Origin of the sequence: Ramlibacter agri (genome assembly GCF_012927085.1) — a bacterium.
GTDB lineage: Bacteria > Pseudomonadota > Gammaproteobacteria > Burkholderiales > Burkholderiaceae_C > Ramlibacter > Ramlibacter agri.
Genome location: NZ_JABBFX010000004.1, coordinates 399,473 through 414,053 on the forward strand (window position 1 = coordinate 399,473; position 14,581 = coordinate 414,053).

The window sequence follows — 14,581 nt, forward strand, 5'->3', positions numbered from 1 at the left end:
TTCAGGGCGCCGGCGCATTCAGGTTGCGCAGCAGTTGTTGGTAGAACTGCGCCAGCTCGGCGAGGTTCTGGACGGAAATGCGTTCGTTGGTGCCGTGCAGGCGCGAGAGGTCCTCGGGGCCGGCGCGCACCGGGCAGAAGCGGAAGATGTTGTCGGCGATGGGCACGAAGGAGCGCGAATCGGAGCCGGCCACGTACAGCGCCGGCACGACCACCGTGCCCGGGAACACGGCGCGCACGGCGCGGTTCACGGCCTGGTAGCCGGTCGAAGCCGTCGGCGTCACCGGCGTGGGGTCGTAGCTGCTCGGCAACTCGCGCACCGCGATGCCGGGGCCGGCGACTTCGCGCACGTGCGCCAGCACGCTCTCGCGGGTGTCGCCGGGCAGGATGCGGAAGTTCACCGTGCCGGTCGCGTCGGGCGGCAGCACGTTGTCCTTGTTGCCCGCGTGCACCATGGTCAGGGCCGTGGTCGTGCGCAGTGTGGAGTTCATGCTCCCGGAGCGTTCCATCTGCGCCTGCACCACGGGCCCGAACAGCCACAGGTTGGACAGCGCGACGCGCTGAAGGCCGCTCATCTCGGGCGCCAGGGTCTCGAACATCTCGCGCGCCACGCCGTTCATGGAAGCCGGCATCTGCTGCGTGTCCAGGCGCGAAAGCGCGGCGCTGACCTGGGCGATCGAGCCCGTGCCTGCCGGCGGCGGCATCGACGAGTGGCCCGGGGCCGACTTCGCCTTCAGCTCCACCGACATGTAGCCCTTCTCGGCGACGCCGATGGGCGCCACCGGCGCCTGCACGCCGGGGAAGATGCCGTGCGTGAGCACCAGGCCTTCATCGATGACGAACTCCAGCCGCACCTTGCGGTCCTGCAGCAGTTGCGCGATCTTGCGCGCGCCATCGCCACCCAGTTCCTCGTCGGCGCCGGAGACGATGTAGACGGTCTGCCGCGGCTGGAAGCCGGCGGCCAGCAGCTGCTCCACGGCTTCCAGTTCGGCGACGAGGTTGCCCTTGTCGTCCCAGGTGCCGCGGCCCCAGACATAGCCGTCCTTCACGACGCCGTCGAAAGGCGGTTGCTGCCACTGGCCTTCGGTGCCCGGCGCGATCGGCACCACGTCCTGGTGCGCCATCAGGGCGATGCCCTTGGCCGACGGGTCGGTCCCGGGCCAGGTGTAGAGCAGGTGCACGCCATCCACCTCCTCGCGCTTCAGCCGCGCATGCACGAGCGGAAAGCGCTGGGCCAGGTAGGCGTGCAGTTCCTGGAAGCGCGCCGGGTCGGCCCGCTTCTCGTCCGGGCCGGAAACGGTGCGGATGCGGATCGCGCCCGCGAGCTTGTCGGCAAGCGCCGCGCGATCGATCGCGAACGGCGCCGCGGCCGGCACCTGCAGCTGCCGCGAGCCTTGGCGCAGCGTGTTGATGGCCAGCGCGGCCACCAGCAGCAGGACCACGGCAGCCAGAGCGAGAAAAATGCGTTTGAGCATGGTGAGTCGGCGCGGGATCCCGGCTTGCGCCGGGATGGCCGCACCGTTCAGACGTTCAGCTGAACGTCTTTCCGTCTGCGGCCAGCTTGGCCAGCAGCGGCGCCGGCTGCCAGAACTTCGCATCGTCGCGCGGGTTCTGGCCGAAGCGCTTCATCGCCTGGACCACGTTGAACAGGCCCACTTCGTCGGCATACTGCATCGGGCCACCGCGATGGATGGGGAAGCCGTAGCCCGTGATGTAGACCATGTCGATGTCGCTCGCACGGGCGGCGATGCCCTCTTCCACAATGCGCGCGCCTTCGTTGACCAGCGAGAACACCAGGCGCTGCACGATCTCGTCGTCGGATATCTTGCGCGGTTCGATGCCCAGGGACTTGCGGTGTTCGACGATCATGTCCTCGACCAGCTTCGACGGGATCGCGTCGCGCTTGCCGGCCTGGTAGTCGTACCAGCCGGCGCCGGTCTTCTGGCCGAAGCGGCCCAGCTCGCAAAGCTTGTCGGCAGTGCGCGAATACAGCATGTCGGGCCGCTCGGCCGCGCGGCGCTTGCGGATGGCCCAGCCGATGTCGTTGCCGGCCAGGTCGCCCATGCGGAACGGGCCCATCGCGAAGCCGAACTTCTCGATGGCCTTGTCCACCTGCTGCGGCGTCGCGCCTTCGTCCAGCAGGAAGCCGGCCTGGCGGCTGTACTGCTCGATCATGCGGTTGCCGATGAAGCCGTCGGTGACGCCGGAGACGACGGCCGTCTTCTTGATCTTCTTGCCCAGCGCCATCACGGTGGCCATCACGTCCTTGGCCGTCTTGGCGCCGCGCACCACTTCCAGCAGCTTCATCACGTTGGCCGGCGAGAAGAAGTGCAGGCCGACCACGTCCTGCGGACGCTTGGTGAAGGCGGCGATCTTGTCCAGGTCCAGGGTGGACGTGTTGGACGCCAGGATGGCGCCCTGCTTCATGGTCCCGTCCAGCGTCTCGAACACCGCCTTCTTGACGCCCATTTCCTCGAACACCGCCTCGATCACCAGGTCGGCGTCCTTGATCTCGTCATAAGACAGCGTGGGCTTGAGCAGGGCCATGCGCTGCTCGTACTTGTCCTGCTTCAGCTTGCCCTTCTTGACCTGCGCCTCGTAGTTCTTGCGGATCGTGGCCAGGCCGCGGTCCAGCGCCTCCTGCTTGGTCTCGAGGATGGTCACCGGGATGCCGGCGTTCAGGAAGTTCATCGAGATGCCGCCACCCATGGTGCCGGCGCCGATGACGGCCACGCGCTCGATGGCGCGCTTGGGCGTGTCATCCGGCACGTCGGCGATCTTGGAGGCCGCGCGCTCCGCCATGAACAGGTGGCGCAGCGACCGGCATTCCGGCGTGAACATCAGGTTGGTGAAGATCTCGCGCTCGAAGACCATGCCCTCTTCGAACTTCTTCTTGGTCGCGGCCTCGACCGCGTCGACGCACTTGGCCGGCGCGGGGAAGTTCTTCGCCATGCCCTTGACCATGTTGCGGGCGAACTGGAAGTAGGCGTCGCCTTGCGGGTGCTTGGCCGGCAGGTTGCGCACCAGCGGCAGCGGTCGCGCGTCGGCGACCGAGCGCGCGAAGGCCAGGGCTTCTTCGGCCAGGGTCTCGGGCGAAGCGGCCATCTTGTCGAACAGCTTCTGGCCGGGCAGTTGGGCGAGCAGCTCGCTCTTGACCGGCTCGCCGCTCACGATCATGTTCAGGGCCGGTTCCACGCCCAGCACGCGCGGCAGGCGCTGCGTGCCGCCGGCGCCGGGGATCAGGCCCAGCTTCACCTCGGGCAGCGCGATGTTGGCGCCGGGCGCCGCGATGCGGTAGTGGCAGCCCAGGGCCAGCTCCAGCCCGCCGCCCATGGCGACGGAATGGATCGCCGCCACGGTGGGCTTGGACGAGTTCTCGAGGGCGCGGATGACCGATAGCAGGTTCGGGTCTTGCGTGGCCTTGGCGGAGCCGAACTCCTTGATGTCCGCGCCGCCCGAGAAGGCCTTGCCGGCCCCGGTGACCACGATGGCCTTGACGGCGGGGTCGGCATTGGCCTGGTCCAGGCCCTGCGTGATCGCGACCCGCGTCGCATAGCCCAGGCCGTTGACTGGCGGGTTGTTCATCGTGATGACGGCCACGTCGCCGTGCACCTTGTATTCAGCGGTCATGCTGCTTCCTTTGATGAGAAAAGAACGGTCGTTCGCTTTTCGCGATTCTAGAGGCGTGCGCCCGGGTGCCAACAGCGGCTTGTCGCAGCCGGGACAAAACAGGTGTGGTCTATCACAATGGTGCGGCCAATACCAGCCTGGACGCTGAAGCCTTGCTGGCGGCACCCCCGCAGTCCTATTTCAACTTCTCAAGGAGGATACCCATGCGCGCCATCGATTTCACCACTGTCACCCAAGCCAAGCTCTGGAACCCCGCCGCGCTCGCCGCGCCGCTCGATTTCCAGGATTCCGGCCCCGCGCCCGCGCTGGACTTCCACGTTGCCGAAGCGGACGCCCCGCTGCAGCTGCGCGTGCTGCGCACGGCCCGCCAGCGCGAGGAGCTTGCGACGCTGCGCAAGCACGCCCCGATGGGCGTCGAGGACGACCTGGGTGCCGGCCTGATGCCTTACGAGACGCTGCGCGACGACATGGGCTTCGTCACGGCCATGTACCGCGGCAGCAAGCTGGTGGCGACGATGCGCTTCGTGCCGAGCGGCCTGCGCCTCACCGCGGCCGAGCGCCTGCCCGACGGCATCGGCGAGGCCGGCAACCGCATCCTCGGCGCGGGCAACTGGGAAGTGGGCCGCCTGATCGTGGCGCCGGACGAGCGTTCGCCCGAGCTGCTGCAGGACTGCCTGACCCTGGCCCTGCGCGCGCTGATCGAAGAGCGCGACGTCGACCATTTCTACGCCATTGCCACGCCCGTGATGGCGCGCCTGTGGCGCCGCTTCGGCATGCGCCCGGCGGCCCCGCTGCGCGGCGCGAGCGGGCGCGACTTCATGCTGGTGGCCGGGGCCGTGGCCGCCGTCGCCACAGCGCTCGAGGTGCCGCTGCCGGCCCGCCGCGGCGTGGTTCCCGTTGCCGTCCTGCACGAGGAAGAAGCCGCCCTCGCTGCTTGAGGAGATGGCGTACTTCCAGCTGACCCCGTTTGCTATAAAGTTCCCATGAGAGCCGGCACAGCCCGGGCCGCCACGAGCGCCCGGGGGCCGGGGGCAAGGGAGAGGGAATGAAAAGACTGGTCACCGACCTCATGCGCAGGTATCGGGCGCATCACGCTGGCAACGGCGGGCTGCTGCAGGGAATCGGCATCGTGGGGACAGTCGCGTTCCCGGGCATCTACCTGCTGCGCTTCACCGGCAGGCTGCCGCCATTGTGGGACGACCTCCACTGGCGCCTGGTGGCGACCGTCCTTTGCTTCGGCCTCGCCACGCGCAAGTACTGGCCGCAGAAACTGCAGCCCTACTACCTGGGCTACTCCTGGTTCGCCGTCTTCTATTCGCTGGCCTTCCTGCTGCCGCTCACGCTGCTGCAGAACAACGCATCCACGCCCTCGGTCGCCAACATGGTGGTGAGCGTGGTGCTGATCATCCTGCTGACCGACTGGCGCAACACCATCATCATGCTGGTGGCCGGCTACATGTCCAGCATCGCGGTGTACTGGCTCATGATGCCGGACCCCGTGCTGCCTTCCAGCTTCCTGCTGTGGTGGGTGCCCCTGAGCGCCGTGCTCGTGGCCAGCGGCAGCATCTCCAAGTACGTGGAAAAACGCGCCGAGCTGGTGCGCATGCGCCGCCTCTATTCCGGCATGGCGGGCTCCGTGGCGCATGAGATGCGCACGCCGCTGTCGCAGGTGCAGCATGCGCTGGACACCATCGAGGCCAGCCTGCGGCGCAACACCAGCCGCAATGGCGCGGTGCTCACGCGCGAGGACCTGGCGCAGCTCCTGAACCTCACGGCCCAGGGCAAGCGCTCGGTGGGCCGCGGCCTGCAGGCGATCACCCTCACCTTGCAGCAACTGAGCGAGCGCGCCGTCGACACCAGCCACTACACGCGCCTGTCCGCCGCAGCCTGCGTGCAGAAGGCGGTGGACGAATACGCCTACGAAGGCGCGCAGCAGCGCTCCCGCGTGCGGCTGGACGTGCTGGATGACTTCGTCTTCATCGGCGACGAGACCGCCGTGGTGCTGATCGTGTTCAACCTGCTGAAGAACGCGCTGTACTACCTGCCCCTGCATCCCGAAGCCACCATCACCATCACCGTCGACGCCGGCCCCGAGCACCGCATCGTGGTGCGTGACACCGGCCCGGGCATTCCGCCGGAGGTCGTCGGCGGCTTGTTCGAAGAGTTCCAGTCCGCCGGCAAGGTCGAAGGCACGGGCCTGGGCCTGGCGTTCTCGCGCCGCGCCATGCGCGCCTGCGGCGGCGACATCGCTTGCCGCTCCGAGCTGGGCCAGTTCACCGAATTCACGCTGCGCTTCCCGCCCGCGCCGGCCGGCGCCGAGGCCGCACCCGCGGCCGCGCCGGAACCTGCCGCCCGGCCGGCCCTGGACCTGGCGGGCCGCACGGTGCTGGTGGTGGACGACAGCGCCTTCAACCGCACCATCGTCAAGGCCCGCCTCGGCGAGCTGGGCGTGCACGCCATCGAGGCGCAGCATGGCGGCGAAGCCCTGCGCATGATCGACGAAGGGGCGCGCCCCGCCGCCATCCTGATGGACATGCAGATGCCGGGGCTCAGCGGCGTGGAGGCGACGCGCGCGCTGCGCAGCCGGCCCGCGCCGGCGAATGCGATCCCGGTGCTCGGCTTGAGCGCGAACGACCTGCCGTCCTGGCGCGAAGGCGCGCTGGAGGTCGGGATGAACGGCTACCTGACGAAGCCCGTGCAGCCGGACCTGCTGCGCGAGGAACTGGAGCGGGTGTTGAACGCGCCGGAGCACGCGGCCGCGCCGTAATCAAACTTCCAACCACTCCTTGCGGACATAGGCGTCCGCCCGCAGGGAGTCCGGCGTGCCCTGGAACACGATGCTGCCGTGCCCCATGACCAGCGCGCGGTCGGAGATGGCCATGGCGATGGTCAGCTTCTGCTCGATCAGCAGCACCGACACGCCGCGCGCCTTCAGCGTCTTCAGGTACTCGCCCACCAGTTCGACGATCTTCGGCGCCAGGCCTTCGGTCGGTTCGTCGATGATGATCAGTTCCGGGTCGCCCATCAGGGTGCGGCACAGGGTCAGCATCTGCTGCTCGCCGCCGGACAGCACGCCGGCCTCGGTGTGCTGCCGCTCCTTCAGCCGCGGGAACATGCCGTACATGTCGTCGAAGGACCAGCGGCCCTTCTGGCCGGCCCTCTTCTGCCCCAGCATCAGGTTCTGGTGCACCGTGAGCTTGGGAAAGATGTCGCGGTTCTCCGGCACGTAGCCCAGGCCCAGGTGCGCGATCTCGTAGGGCTTGCGGCCCAGGATGCCCTGGCCGCGCCAGGTGACGTCGCCGCTGCATTCCACCATGCCCATGATGGCCTTGGCCGTCGTGGAACGGCCGGAGCCATTGCGCCCCAGCAGCGCGACGATCTCGCCCTGGCCCACGTCGAACTGCACGCCGTGCAGCACGTGGCTCTTGCCGTAGTAGGCGTGCAGCTTGTCGACGGTCAGGATCGTGTTCAATGCGCCCCCGCCTGCTCGTCGGCGACGGAGGAACCGAGGTAGGCCTCCTGCACCTTGCGGTTGGCCCGCACCTTCTCGGGCGTGTCGAAGGCGATGATCTCGCCGTAGACCACCACCGCGATCTTGTCGGCCAGGCCGAACACCACGCCCATGTCGTGCTCCACGGTCAGCAGCGTCTTGCCCACGGTCACTTCCTTGATCAGCTCGATGAAGCGCCGCGTCTCCTCGCGGCTCATGCCGGCGGTCGGTTCGTCCAGCAGGATCACGCTGGCGCCGCCGGCGATGGTGATGCCCACCTCCAGCGCCCGCTGTTCCGCGTAGGTGAGGTTGGCCGCCAGCACGTCGCGCTTCTTGTGCAGGCGGATGCGCTCCATCAGCTGCTCGGCGCGCTCGTTGGCATCGTGCAGGTCCGCCAGGAAGCGCAGGAAGGTGTACTTGTAGCCCAGGCTCCAGAGCACCCCGCAGCGCAGGTTCTCGAACACCGACAGCTTGGGGAAGATGTTGGTGATCTGGAAGCTGCGCGACAGGCCCAGGCGGTTGATCTCGAAGGGCTTCCTGCCGTCGATGCGCTGCCCGTGCAGCAGCACCTGGCCGCTGCTGGGCGGGAAACGCCCGCTGACCAGGTTGAACAGCGTGGACTTGCCGGCGCCGTTGGGGCCGATCACGGCGACCCGCTCGCCGGCGTCCACCTGCAGGCTGCAGCCGCGGATGATCTCCGTCTTGCCGAAGCTCTTGCGCAGGTCTTTCAGTTCAAGCGCCGCGGTCACAGGGCTTCCCTCCGCTTCATCTCTTTTTCGATGTGCTCGTGGATCTCGCCCCACTGGCGCGAGAAGTGGCGGCGGGCCAGCTCGAACAGAGCGACGGCCGTGAGCATGAAGAACACCGCGCCGAACCAGGTGTCGACGCCCTTGGCATCGAGCGGCACGCCCAGGAACTGCAGCTTGGGCCCCAGCGCCGCATTGAGCTGCAGGTGGTAGACCATCTCGATCATCGCGGCGGCGCCCAGCAAGGCCAGGAAGGCGGTGACGAACAGCGCCAGGTAGCTGACCCACAGCTGCTTCAGGCGCCCGAAGCTCGCCACCCGCAGGTTCATCATGATCAGGCTGGCGATGCCACCGGGCGCGTACATCACCATGAACAGGAAGACCAGGCCCAGGTACAGCAGCCAGGCCTTGGTGTATTCCGACAGCAGCACGAAGGCCAGCACCATCAGCACGCCGCCGAGGATGGGGCCGAAGAAGAAGGTGGCGCCGCCGAGGAAGGTGAACAGCAGGTAGGCGCCCGAGCGAGGCGCGCTCACCACCTCGGAGGTGACGATCTCGAAGTTCAGCGCCGCCAGCCCGCCCGAGATCCCCGCAAAGAAGGCGGCGATGATGAAGGAGATGTAGCGCACCTTCTGCGTGTCGTAGCCGACGAACTCCACCCGCTCGGGGTTGTCGCGCACCGCGTTGAGCATGCGCCCGAGCGGCGTGCGCGTGAAGGCGAACATCAGCGCCGTGCAGGCGAAGGTGTAGACCGCGATCAGGTAGTACAGCTGGATCTGCGGCCCGAAGGTGATGCCGAAGGGCTTGGCGCCCACCACGCGGTTGCTGGAGATGCCGCCCTCGCCGCCGAAGAACTCCGGGAACATCAGCGACGAGGCCCACACCAGCTCGCCTATGCCCAGCGTGATCATGGCGAAAGGCGTCGCCGCCTTCTTCGTCGTCACATACCCTAACAGCACCGCGAAGGCCGCCGAGGCCAGCCCGCCGGCGATGGGCACCAGGCTCACCGGGATCGGCCAATGGCCCTTGCCCACCAGGTTCAGCACGTGGATCGCGAAGAACGCGCCCATGCCCGAATACACCGCGTGGCCGAAACTGAGCATGCCGCCCTGCCCCAGCAGCATGTTGTACGAGAGGCAGACGATGATGGCGATGCCCATCTGCGACAGCATCGTGTGCGCCAGGCTGCTCGTGAACAGCAGCGGCGCCACGGCCAGGATCAGGCCGAAGGCGCCCCACACCACCCAGCGGCCGACGTTGTGCGGCTTGAATTCGTAGTAGTTCCTCTGCCCCATGTCAGCCCTCCCGCGTGCCGAGGAGGCCCTTGGGCCGGAAGATCAGGATCAGCACCAGGAAAACGTAAGGCAGGATGGGCGCGACCTGCGAGATCTTCAGCTTCCACAGCGCGTAGCCGAAGGTCTCGGGCGTGATGGCCAGGCCCACGACTTGCGCGGCGTCGAGCAGCGAGCGGTCGATGCCCACCGCGAAGGTCTGGATGACGCCGATCGCGAGCGAGGCGACGAAGGCGCCGGCCAGCGAGCCCATGCCACCCACCACCACGACGACGAAGATCACCGAGCCGACCGTCGCCGCCATGCCCGGCTCGGTCACGAAGGCATTGCCGCCGATCACGCCGGCCAGCGCGGCGAGCGCACAGCCGCCGCCGAACACCAGCATGAACACGCGCGGCACGTTGTGGCCCAGCGCCTCCACCGTGTCCGGGTGCGTCAGCGCCGCCTGGATCACCAGGCCGATGCGCGTGCGCGTGAGCAGCAGCCACATGGCCAGCAGCATCAACAGCGCCACCAGCATCATGAAGCCGCGGTACATGGGGAACTGGGTGCCGTACAGCGTGAACAGCGGCCCGCTCAGGGCCGCCGGCACCCGGTAGTCCACCGAGCTGGTGCCCCAGACCAGCTGCACCATCTCGAGGATGATGAAGGACAGCCCGAAGGTGAGGAGCAGTTCCGCGACGTGCCCGTACTTGTGCACCCGCCGCAACGCGTACTTCTCGAACAGCGCGCCCAGCCCCGCCACCAGCAGCGGCGCGATGACCAGCGCCGGCCAATAGCCGAACCACTGCGTCGTCGTATAGGCGAAATAGGCGCCCAGCATGTAGAAGCTGGCGTGGGCGAAATTGAGGACGCCCATCATGCTGAAGATCAGCGTGAGCCCGGAACTGAGCATGAACAGCAGCAAGCCGTAGCTGATGCCGTTCAACAGGGAGATGGTGAAGAACTCCATCCGTGCTTTTTCTGTGTTCGTTCTGCCTGGCCCGCATTCTGCCGGGCCGCGCGCGCAAAAAAAAGCCGGGACGCTGCTTGCCCCGGCTTTTCGCGTCACCCGTGCATCAGCCCGCCGGACGCTTCATCTGGCAGCTGGTGGGCGTGCTGGACACGTACGGGTCCATCTGCTTCACCGGCACGAAGGTGAAATCGGTGTTCTCCACCTTGTACTCGCCCGGCTTGGCCTTCTGCCACTTGGTGATGAACATGGTCTGCTGCAGCTGGTGGTCGCTGGCGCGCATGGTCACGTCGCCGGCGAAGCTCTTGACCTGCAGGCCTTCCATGGCGTGGGCCACCTTCACCGGGTCGGTGGACTTGGCCTTGGCGATGGCCGCGGACATCAGGTTGATGCCGTTGTAGGTGGCGTAGGTGTAGTAGTCGTCGTTGAACTTCTTGTGGAAGTCGGCGCCGATCTGCCCCAGCTCGCCGGTGTGGTTGGCGTGCCCGTAGGCCACCACGTAGACCTGGCTCTCGCCGCCGGCGGCGAGAGCCGTGGGCGTGCCGGTGACGCCGGCGTAGTAGGTGTACATGGGAACCTTCAGGCCGGCGTCGTTCATCGCCTTCACCAGCAACGTGAGGTCCTGGCCCCAATTGCCGGTCAGCACCGCGTCGGCGCCCGAGGCCTTGATCTTGGCCACGTAGGGCGCGAAGTCCTTCACCTGGCCGATCGGGTGCAGGTCGTCGCCGACGATCTGGATGTCCGGGCGCTTGCGCTTGATGGCGTCCTTGAAGTACTTGGAGACCTGCTGGCCGTGCGAGTAGTTCTGGCCGATGATGTAGACCTTCTTGACGCTGGCCTGGTCCTTCATGAAGGAGGTCAGCGCCTCCATCTTCATCGAGGTGTCGGCATCCAGCCGGAACTGCCAGAAGCTGCAGCCGGGCGCGCCTTCCTTCTCCGGCGCGTTCGTCATCGCGGGGTCGACGGCGGCGTAGTTGAGATACACGATCTCCTTGCCGGGGTTGCGATCGTTGTACTTGTTGATGGCGTCCAGCAGCGCCCAGGCGGCGCCGGAGCCGTTGCCCTGCGTGACGTAGCGGAAGCCCTGGTCGATGGCGGCCTTCAGCGTGTTGAGGCTGCCTTCGGGCGTGCCCTTGTTGTCGAAGCCCACCACCTCGTACTTGACGCCGGCGGCGTTCTTGCCCGAGAAGCGGTCCGCCACGAACTGCCAGCTCTTCAGCTGGTTCTGCCCCACGTTCGCGAACGGGCCCGACAGCGGGTCCATGAACGCGATCCTGACCGTCTCGCCCTTCTGCGCGAGTGCCAGACCCGAGGCGGCGCACAGCGCCGCGACCGCAACGACCTTCATCGTGAATTTCATCGACTGTCTCCTGAGGGATTCCTGACAGCGCGCAGAGTACAGGCGTTAAGTCCGCGGCCCGGTCAGGGATTGCCCGTAAGCAGCGCGCATGTGTATCGCCAACGTGACAGCGGCTTGCGCGTGCATATGTCGGCTTCGCACATTGACTCGAAGGGATCGCGCAGCGTCAGGCCGTCGGCAGCCGATAGTCCTTCAGCTGCTCCCGCAGCCGCGTCTTCAGCATCTTGCCGGTCGCGCCGAGGGGGATCGCGTCGACGAAGACCACGTCGTCGGGCACCTGCCACTTGGCGATCTTGCCTTCGTAGAACTTCAGCAGCTCTTCGCGGGTGAGCTCCGCGCCCGGCTTCTTCACCACCGCCACGACCGGCCGCTCGTCCCATTTGGGATGCCGCATGCCGATGCAGGCCGCCATCTGCACGCCCGGGTGCGCCATCGCGATGTTCTCGACGTCGATCGAGCTGATCCACTCGCCGCCGGACTTGATGACGTCCTTGCTGCGGTCGGTGATCTGCATGTAGCCGTCGGTATCGATGGTCGCCACGTCGCCGGTGGGGAACCAGTCGTCCACCAGCGGGTCGCCGCCCTCGCCCTTGAAGTACTCGCGCACCACCCACGGCCCCTTCACGTACAGGTCGCCGAAGGCCTTGCCGTCCCAGGGCAGTTCCTCGCCGTTGTCGCCGACGATCTTCATGTCGACGCCGAAGATGGCCCGGCCCTGCTTCAGCCGGATCTTCATCTGCTCGTCGGCCGGCATGGCCAGGTGCTTGTTCTTCAGGGTGCACAGCGTGCCCAGCGGGCTCATCTCGGTCATGCCCCAGGCATGCAGCACGTCGACGCCGTAGTCCTCGCGGAAGGCGTTGATCATCGCCGGCGGGCAGGCCGAACCGCCGATCACGGTGCGATTCAGGGCGGAGAAGCGCAGGCCGTTCGGCTTCATGTGCCCCAGCAGCATCTGCCACACCGTCGGCACGCCGGCCGCGAAAGTCACCTTCTCCGACTCGATGAGGTCGTAGACCGACTTGCCATCGAGCGCGCCGCCGGGGAACACCAGCTTGCAGCCGGTGAGCGCCGCCGCGTAGGGGATGCCCCAGGCATTGACGTGGAACATTGGCACCACCGGCAGCACCGAGTCGCGCGCCGACAGGCACATCACGTCCGGCAGCGAGGCTGCATAGGCGTGCAGGATCGTGGAGCGGTGGCTGTAGAGGGCGGCCTTCGGGTTGCCCGTGGTGCCGCTCGTGTAGCACATGCTCGAAGCGGAATTCTCGTCGAACGAGGGCCAGGTGTACGCGGCCGGCTGGCCGCCGATCCAGTCCTCGTAGGCGACCAGGTTGGGGATGCCGCTGTCGGCCGGCAGCCTGCCGGGGTCGCACAAGGCCACGAACTGCTTAATGCCCGGGCAGCGGGCATGGACCGCCTGCACCAGCGGCAGGAAGCTCAGGTCGAAGCACAGCACCTGGTCCTCCGCGTGGTTGGCGATCCAGGCGATCTGGTCCGGGTGCAGGCGCGGGTTGATCGTGTGCAGCACGCGGCCCGAGCCGCTGACGCCGAAATACAGCTCCAGGTGGCGGTAGCCGTTCCAGGCCAGCGTGGCGACGCGGTCGGAGAACAGCAGCTGCATCTGGTCCAGCGCATTCGCCACCTGCTTCGCGCGGCGTGCCACGTCGCGCCACTGGTAGCGGTGGATGTCGCCTTCCACCCGGCGCGAGACGATCTCGCCGTCGCCGTGGTGGCGCTCCGCGTGCGTGAGCAGCGAAGAGATCAGCAGCGGTTGGTTCTGCATCAGGCCCAGCATTCCTTGTCTCCGGAAGTACGTTCTGGGCCGGATGCTACCCCGGCGGGCCCCCGCCCCTACTCGGTGGAAATCCGCGCCTGTGTCGCCGACGCGTCGCGAGGCCCGGCGGCACCGGGCCGGAGCCGCTCAGCCCTGTTCGGCCAGCGGCTGGAAGTACAGCGTGACCGCCGTGCCTTGCCCCACCGTGGACCGGATCTCGATGGAGCCGCTGATCGCCTGCATCACGCGGTGGCAGAACATCAGCCCCATGCCGTTGCCGCCGGCTCCCGCGCGGGTGGTGATCGGCTCGCGCGTGAGCTTGGCCAGCACCTCCGGCGGGATGCCGGGGCCGTTGTCCGCGAACACCATCCAGGCGCGCTTGCCGGCGGGGGCCGCCGCGTCGCAGCCGACCTCGATGCGCAACTGCGGCGCCGGCTGGCCGCGCAGTGCCTGCAAGGCATTCTTGGCCAGCGTGCACAGCACCAGGTACAGCAGGTCGCGCCGGCCCGGCAGCCAGAAGTCGCGCTTGACGTCGCTGCTGACGATGGCGCGTTCGCTGTCCTCGAAGGGGAATTCGTCCTGCAGCGCGCCGACCAGGCTGCTCGCCGACACCGACTGCGGCTGCGCGCCCGGATAGGCGTCGCGCGCCGACTGCACGAAGGTCGACACCAGCGACTGCGCATACAGCGCGCGCCGCTCGGCCCGCTCCAGCGCGGCCAGGATCTCGCCCGGATGGTCCTCGGTGAACTGCGCGACGCCCGGCGGCGCATCGGGGCCGGCCGGCACGTGGCGGGCGGCCACCGTGCTCACGTAGCCGCGCACCGTGGCCAGCGGCGTGTTCAGTTCGTGCGCCAGGAAGCCGATGGCTTCGCGCAGCGCCGCCACCCGGCCTTCGTTCAGCATGCGCTCCAGCGCCTGGCTGCGATACAGCGCCAGGGCTTCGCGCAAGGCCTCGCGCGTGGCCGTGCCGTCCAGCGGCTTTTCCAGGATGCGCAGCACCTTGCCCTGGTTGACGGCGGCGATCGCGACGTCCTTCTCCGCATAGGCCGTGGCCAGCAGGCGGATCACGTGGCGGTAGTCGCGCTGCACGGCGCGCAGCAGCTTCATGCCGTCGCGCTCGGGCATGCGGTAGTCGGTGACCAGCACGCCGAATTCGTGGCTGCGCTCGCTCAGGATGGCCAGCGCCTCATCGGCGCCGCCCGCGGTGGCCACCTTGAATTCGTCGCCGAATTCGAGCGCGAACCACTTGCGCGAGGTGGGTTCGTCGTCCACGAACAGGATGGATGGAGCCTCGCCGGCGAGATCATGCATGGGCATTCGCCCGATTATCGGGACCTG

At 67.7% G+C, this 14,581-nt stretch carries 11 protein-coding genes; 2 read left to right on the top strand and 9 right to left on the bottom strand.

Translation table 11 applies throughout. From position 1 onward, the window contains the following. Position 1: 1 nt before the first annotated feature. Together HHL11_RS31805 and HHL11_RS31810 are read right to left on the bottom strand one after the other, a co-directional pair. Entirely contained in the window at positions 2-1,474 is a 1,473-nt protein-coding gene (locus tag HHL11_RS31805) for a M20 family peptidase (RefSeq protein WP_169422640.1), read from the bottom strand. Between the two features lie 55 nt (positions 1,475-1,529). Further along, complete coding sequence (locus HHL11_RS31810; protein WP_169422641.1) at positions 1,530-3,629, bottom strand: 3-hydroxyacyl-CoA dehydrogenase NAD-binding domain-containing protein; 2,100 nt, start codon at positions 3,627-3,629, stop codon at positions 1,530-1,532. Between the two features lie 203 nt (positions 3,630-3,832). On the opposite strand from HHL11_RS31810, the gene HHL11_RS31815 reads away from it, so the two are divergent. Both HHL11_RS31815 and HHL11_RS31820 read left to right on the top strand, forming a co-directional pair. Next, positions 3,833-4,567 carry a hypothetical protein gene (locus HHL11_RS31815; protein WP_169422642.1) on the top strand — a complete coding sequence of 245 codons (735 nt, stop codon included), beginning with the start codon at positions 3,833-3,835 and terminating at the stop codon, positions 4,565-4,567. Positions 4,568-4,674: 107 nt separating this feature from the next. Then, entirely contained in the window at positions 4,675-6,396 is a 1,722-nt protein-coding gene (locus tag HHL11_RS31820; RefSeq protein WP_169422643.1) for a hybrid sensor histidine kinase/response regulator, read from the top strand. On the opposite strand, the gene HHL11_RS31825 is transcribed toward HHL11_RS31820, so the two are convergent. The 7 genes from HHL11_RS31825 to HHL11_RS31855 form a co-directional block, all read right to left on the bottom strand. Continuing rightward, a complete protein-coding gene (locus tag HHL11_RS31825; protein WP_169422690.1) occupies positions 6,397-7,092 on the bottom strand; it encodes an ATP-binding cassette domain-containing protein in 696 nt (231 codons plus the stop codon). A 5-nt stretch (positions 7,093-7,097) separates the two neighbouring features. After that, positions 7,098-7,868: an ATP-binding cassette domain-containing protein gene (locus HHL11_RS31830; RefSeq protein ID WP_169422644.1), complete on the bottom strand. Its 771-nt coding sequence runs from the start codon at positions 7,866-7,868 to the stop codon at positions 7,098-7,100. Then, positions 7,865-9,160, bottom strand: a complete 1,296-nt coding sequence (locus tag HHL11_RS31835; RefSeq protein ID WP_169422645.1) for a branched-chain amino acid ABC transporter permease — start codon at positions 9,158-9,160, stop codon at positions 7,865-7,867. Before HHL11_RS31835 ends, HHL11_RS31830 begins: the two co-directional genes overlap by 4 nt. Before the next feature lies 1 nt (position 9,161). Next, positions 9,162-10,109 carry a branched-chain amino acid ABC transporter permease gene (locus tag HHL11_RS31840; protein ID WP_169422646.1) on the bottom strand — a complete coding sequence of 316 codons (948 nt, stop codon included), beginning with the start codon at positions 10,107-10,109 and terminating at the stop codon, positions 9,162-9,164. A 106-nt stretch (positions 10,110-10,215) separates the two neighbouring features. After that, positions 10,216-11,469 carry a branched-chain amino acid ABC transporter substrate-binding protein gene (locus tag HHL11_RS31845; protein ID WP_169422647.1) on the bottom strand — a complete coding sequence of 418 codons (1,254 nt, stop codon included), beginning with the start codon at positions 11,467-11,469 and terminating at the stop codon, positions 10,216-10,218. Between the two features lie 166 nt (positions 11,470-11,635). Then, on the bottom strand, positions 11,636-13,264 hold the full coding sequence (locus HHL11_RS31850) for a 3-(methylthio)propionyl-CoA ligase (RefSeq protein WP_169422648.1): 1,629 nt from the start codon (positions 13,262-13,264) through the stop codon (positions 11,636-11,638). Positions 13,265-13,390: 126 nt separating this feature from the next. Then, positions 13,391-14,560: a hybrid sensor histidine kinase/response regulator gene (locus HHL11_RS31855; RefSeq protein ID WP_169422649.1), complete on the bottom strand. Its 1,170-nt coding sequence runs from the start codon at positions 14,558-14,560 to the stop codon at positions 13,391-13,393. Positions 14,561-14,581 lie beyond the last annotated feature (21 nt).

Bases quoted from the DNA above. Each gene is read 5' to 3' on its own strand.
- HHL11_RS31855 (WP_169422649.1), bottom strand. From the start codon at position 14,560: ATGCCCATGCATGATCTCGCCGGCGAGGCTCCATCCATCCTGTTCGTG.
- HHL11_RS31850 (WP_169422648.1), bottom strand. From the start codon at position 13,264: ATGCTGGGCCTGATGCAGAACCAACCGCTGCTGATCTCTTCGCTGCTC.
- HHL11_RS31845 (WP_169422647.1), bottom strand. From the start codon at position 11,469: ATGAAATTCACGATGAAGGTCGTTGCGGTCGCGGCGCTGTGCGCCGCC.
- HHL11_RS31820 (WP_169422643.1), top strand. From the start codon at position 4,675: ATGAAAAGACTGGTCACCGACCTCATGCGCAGGTATCGGGCGCATCAC.
- HHL11_RS31840 (WP_169422646.1), bottom strand. From the start codon at position 10,109: ATGGAGTTCTTCACCATCTCCCTGTTGAACGGCATCAGCTACGGCTTG.
- HHL11_RS31815 (WP_169422642.1), top strand. From the start codon at position 3,833: ATGCGCGCCATCGATTTCACCACTGTCACCCAAGCCAAGCTCTGGAAC.
- HHL11_RS31805 (WP_169422640.1), bottom strand. From the start codon at position 1,474: ATGCTCAAACGCATTTTTCTCGCTCTGGCTGCCGTGGTCCTGCTGCTG.
- HHL11_RS31835 (WP_169422645.1), bottom strand. From the start codon at position 9,160: ATGGGGCAGAGGAACTACTACGAATTCAAGCCGCACAACGTCGGCCGC.
- HHL11_RS31810 (WP_169422641.1), bottom strand. From the start codon at position 3,629: ATGACCGCTGAATACAAGGTGCACGGCGACGTGGCCGTCATCACGATG.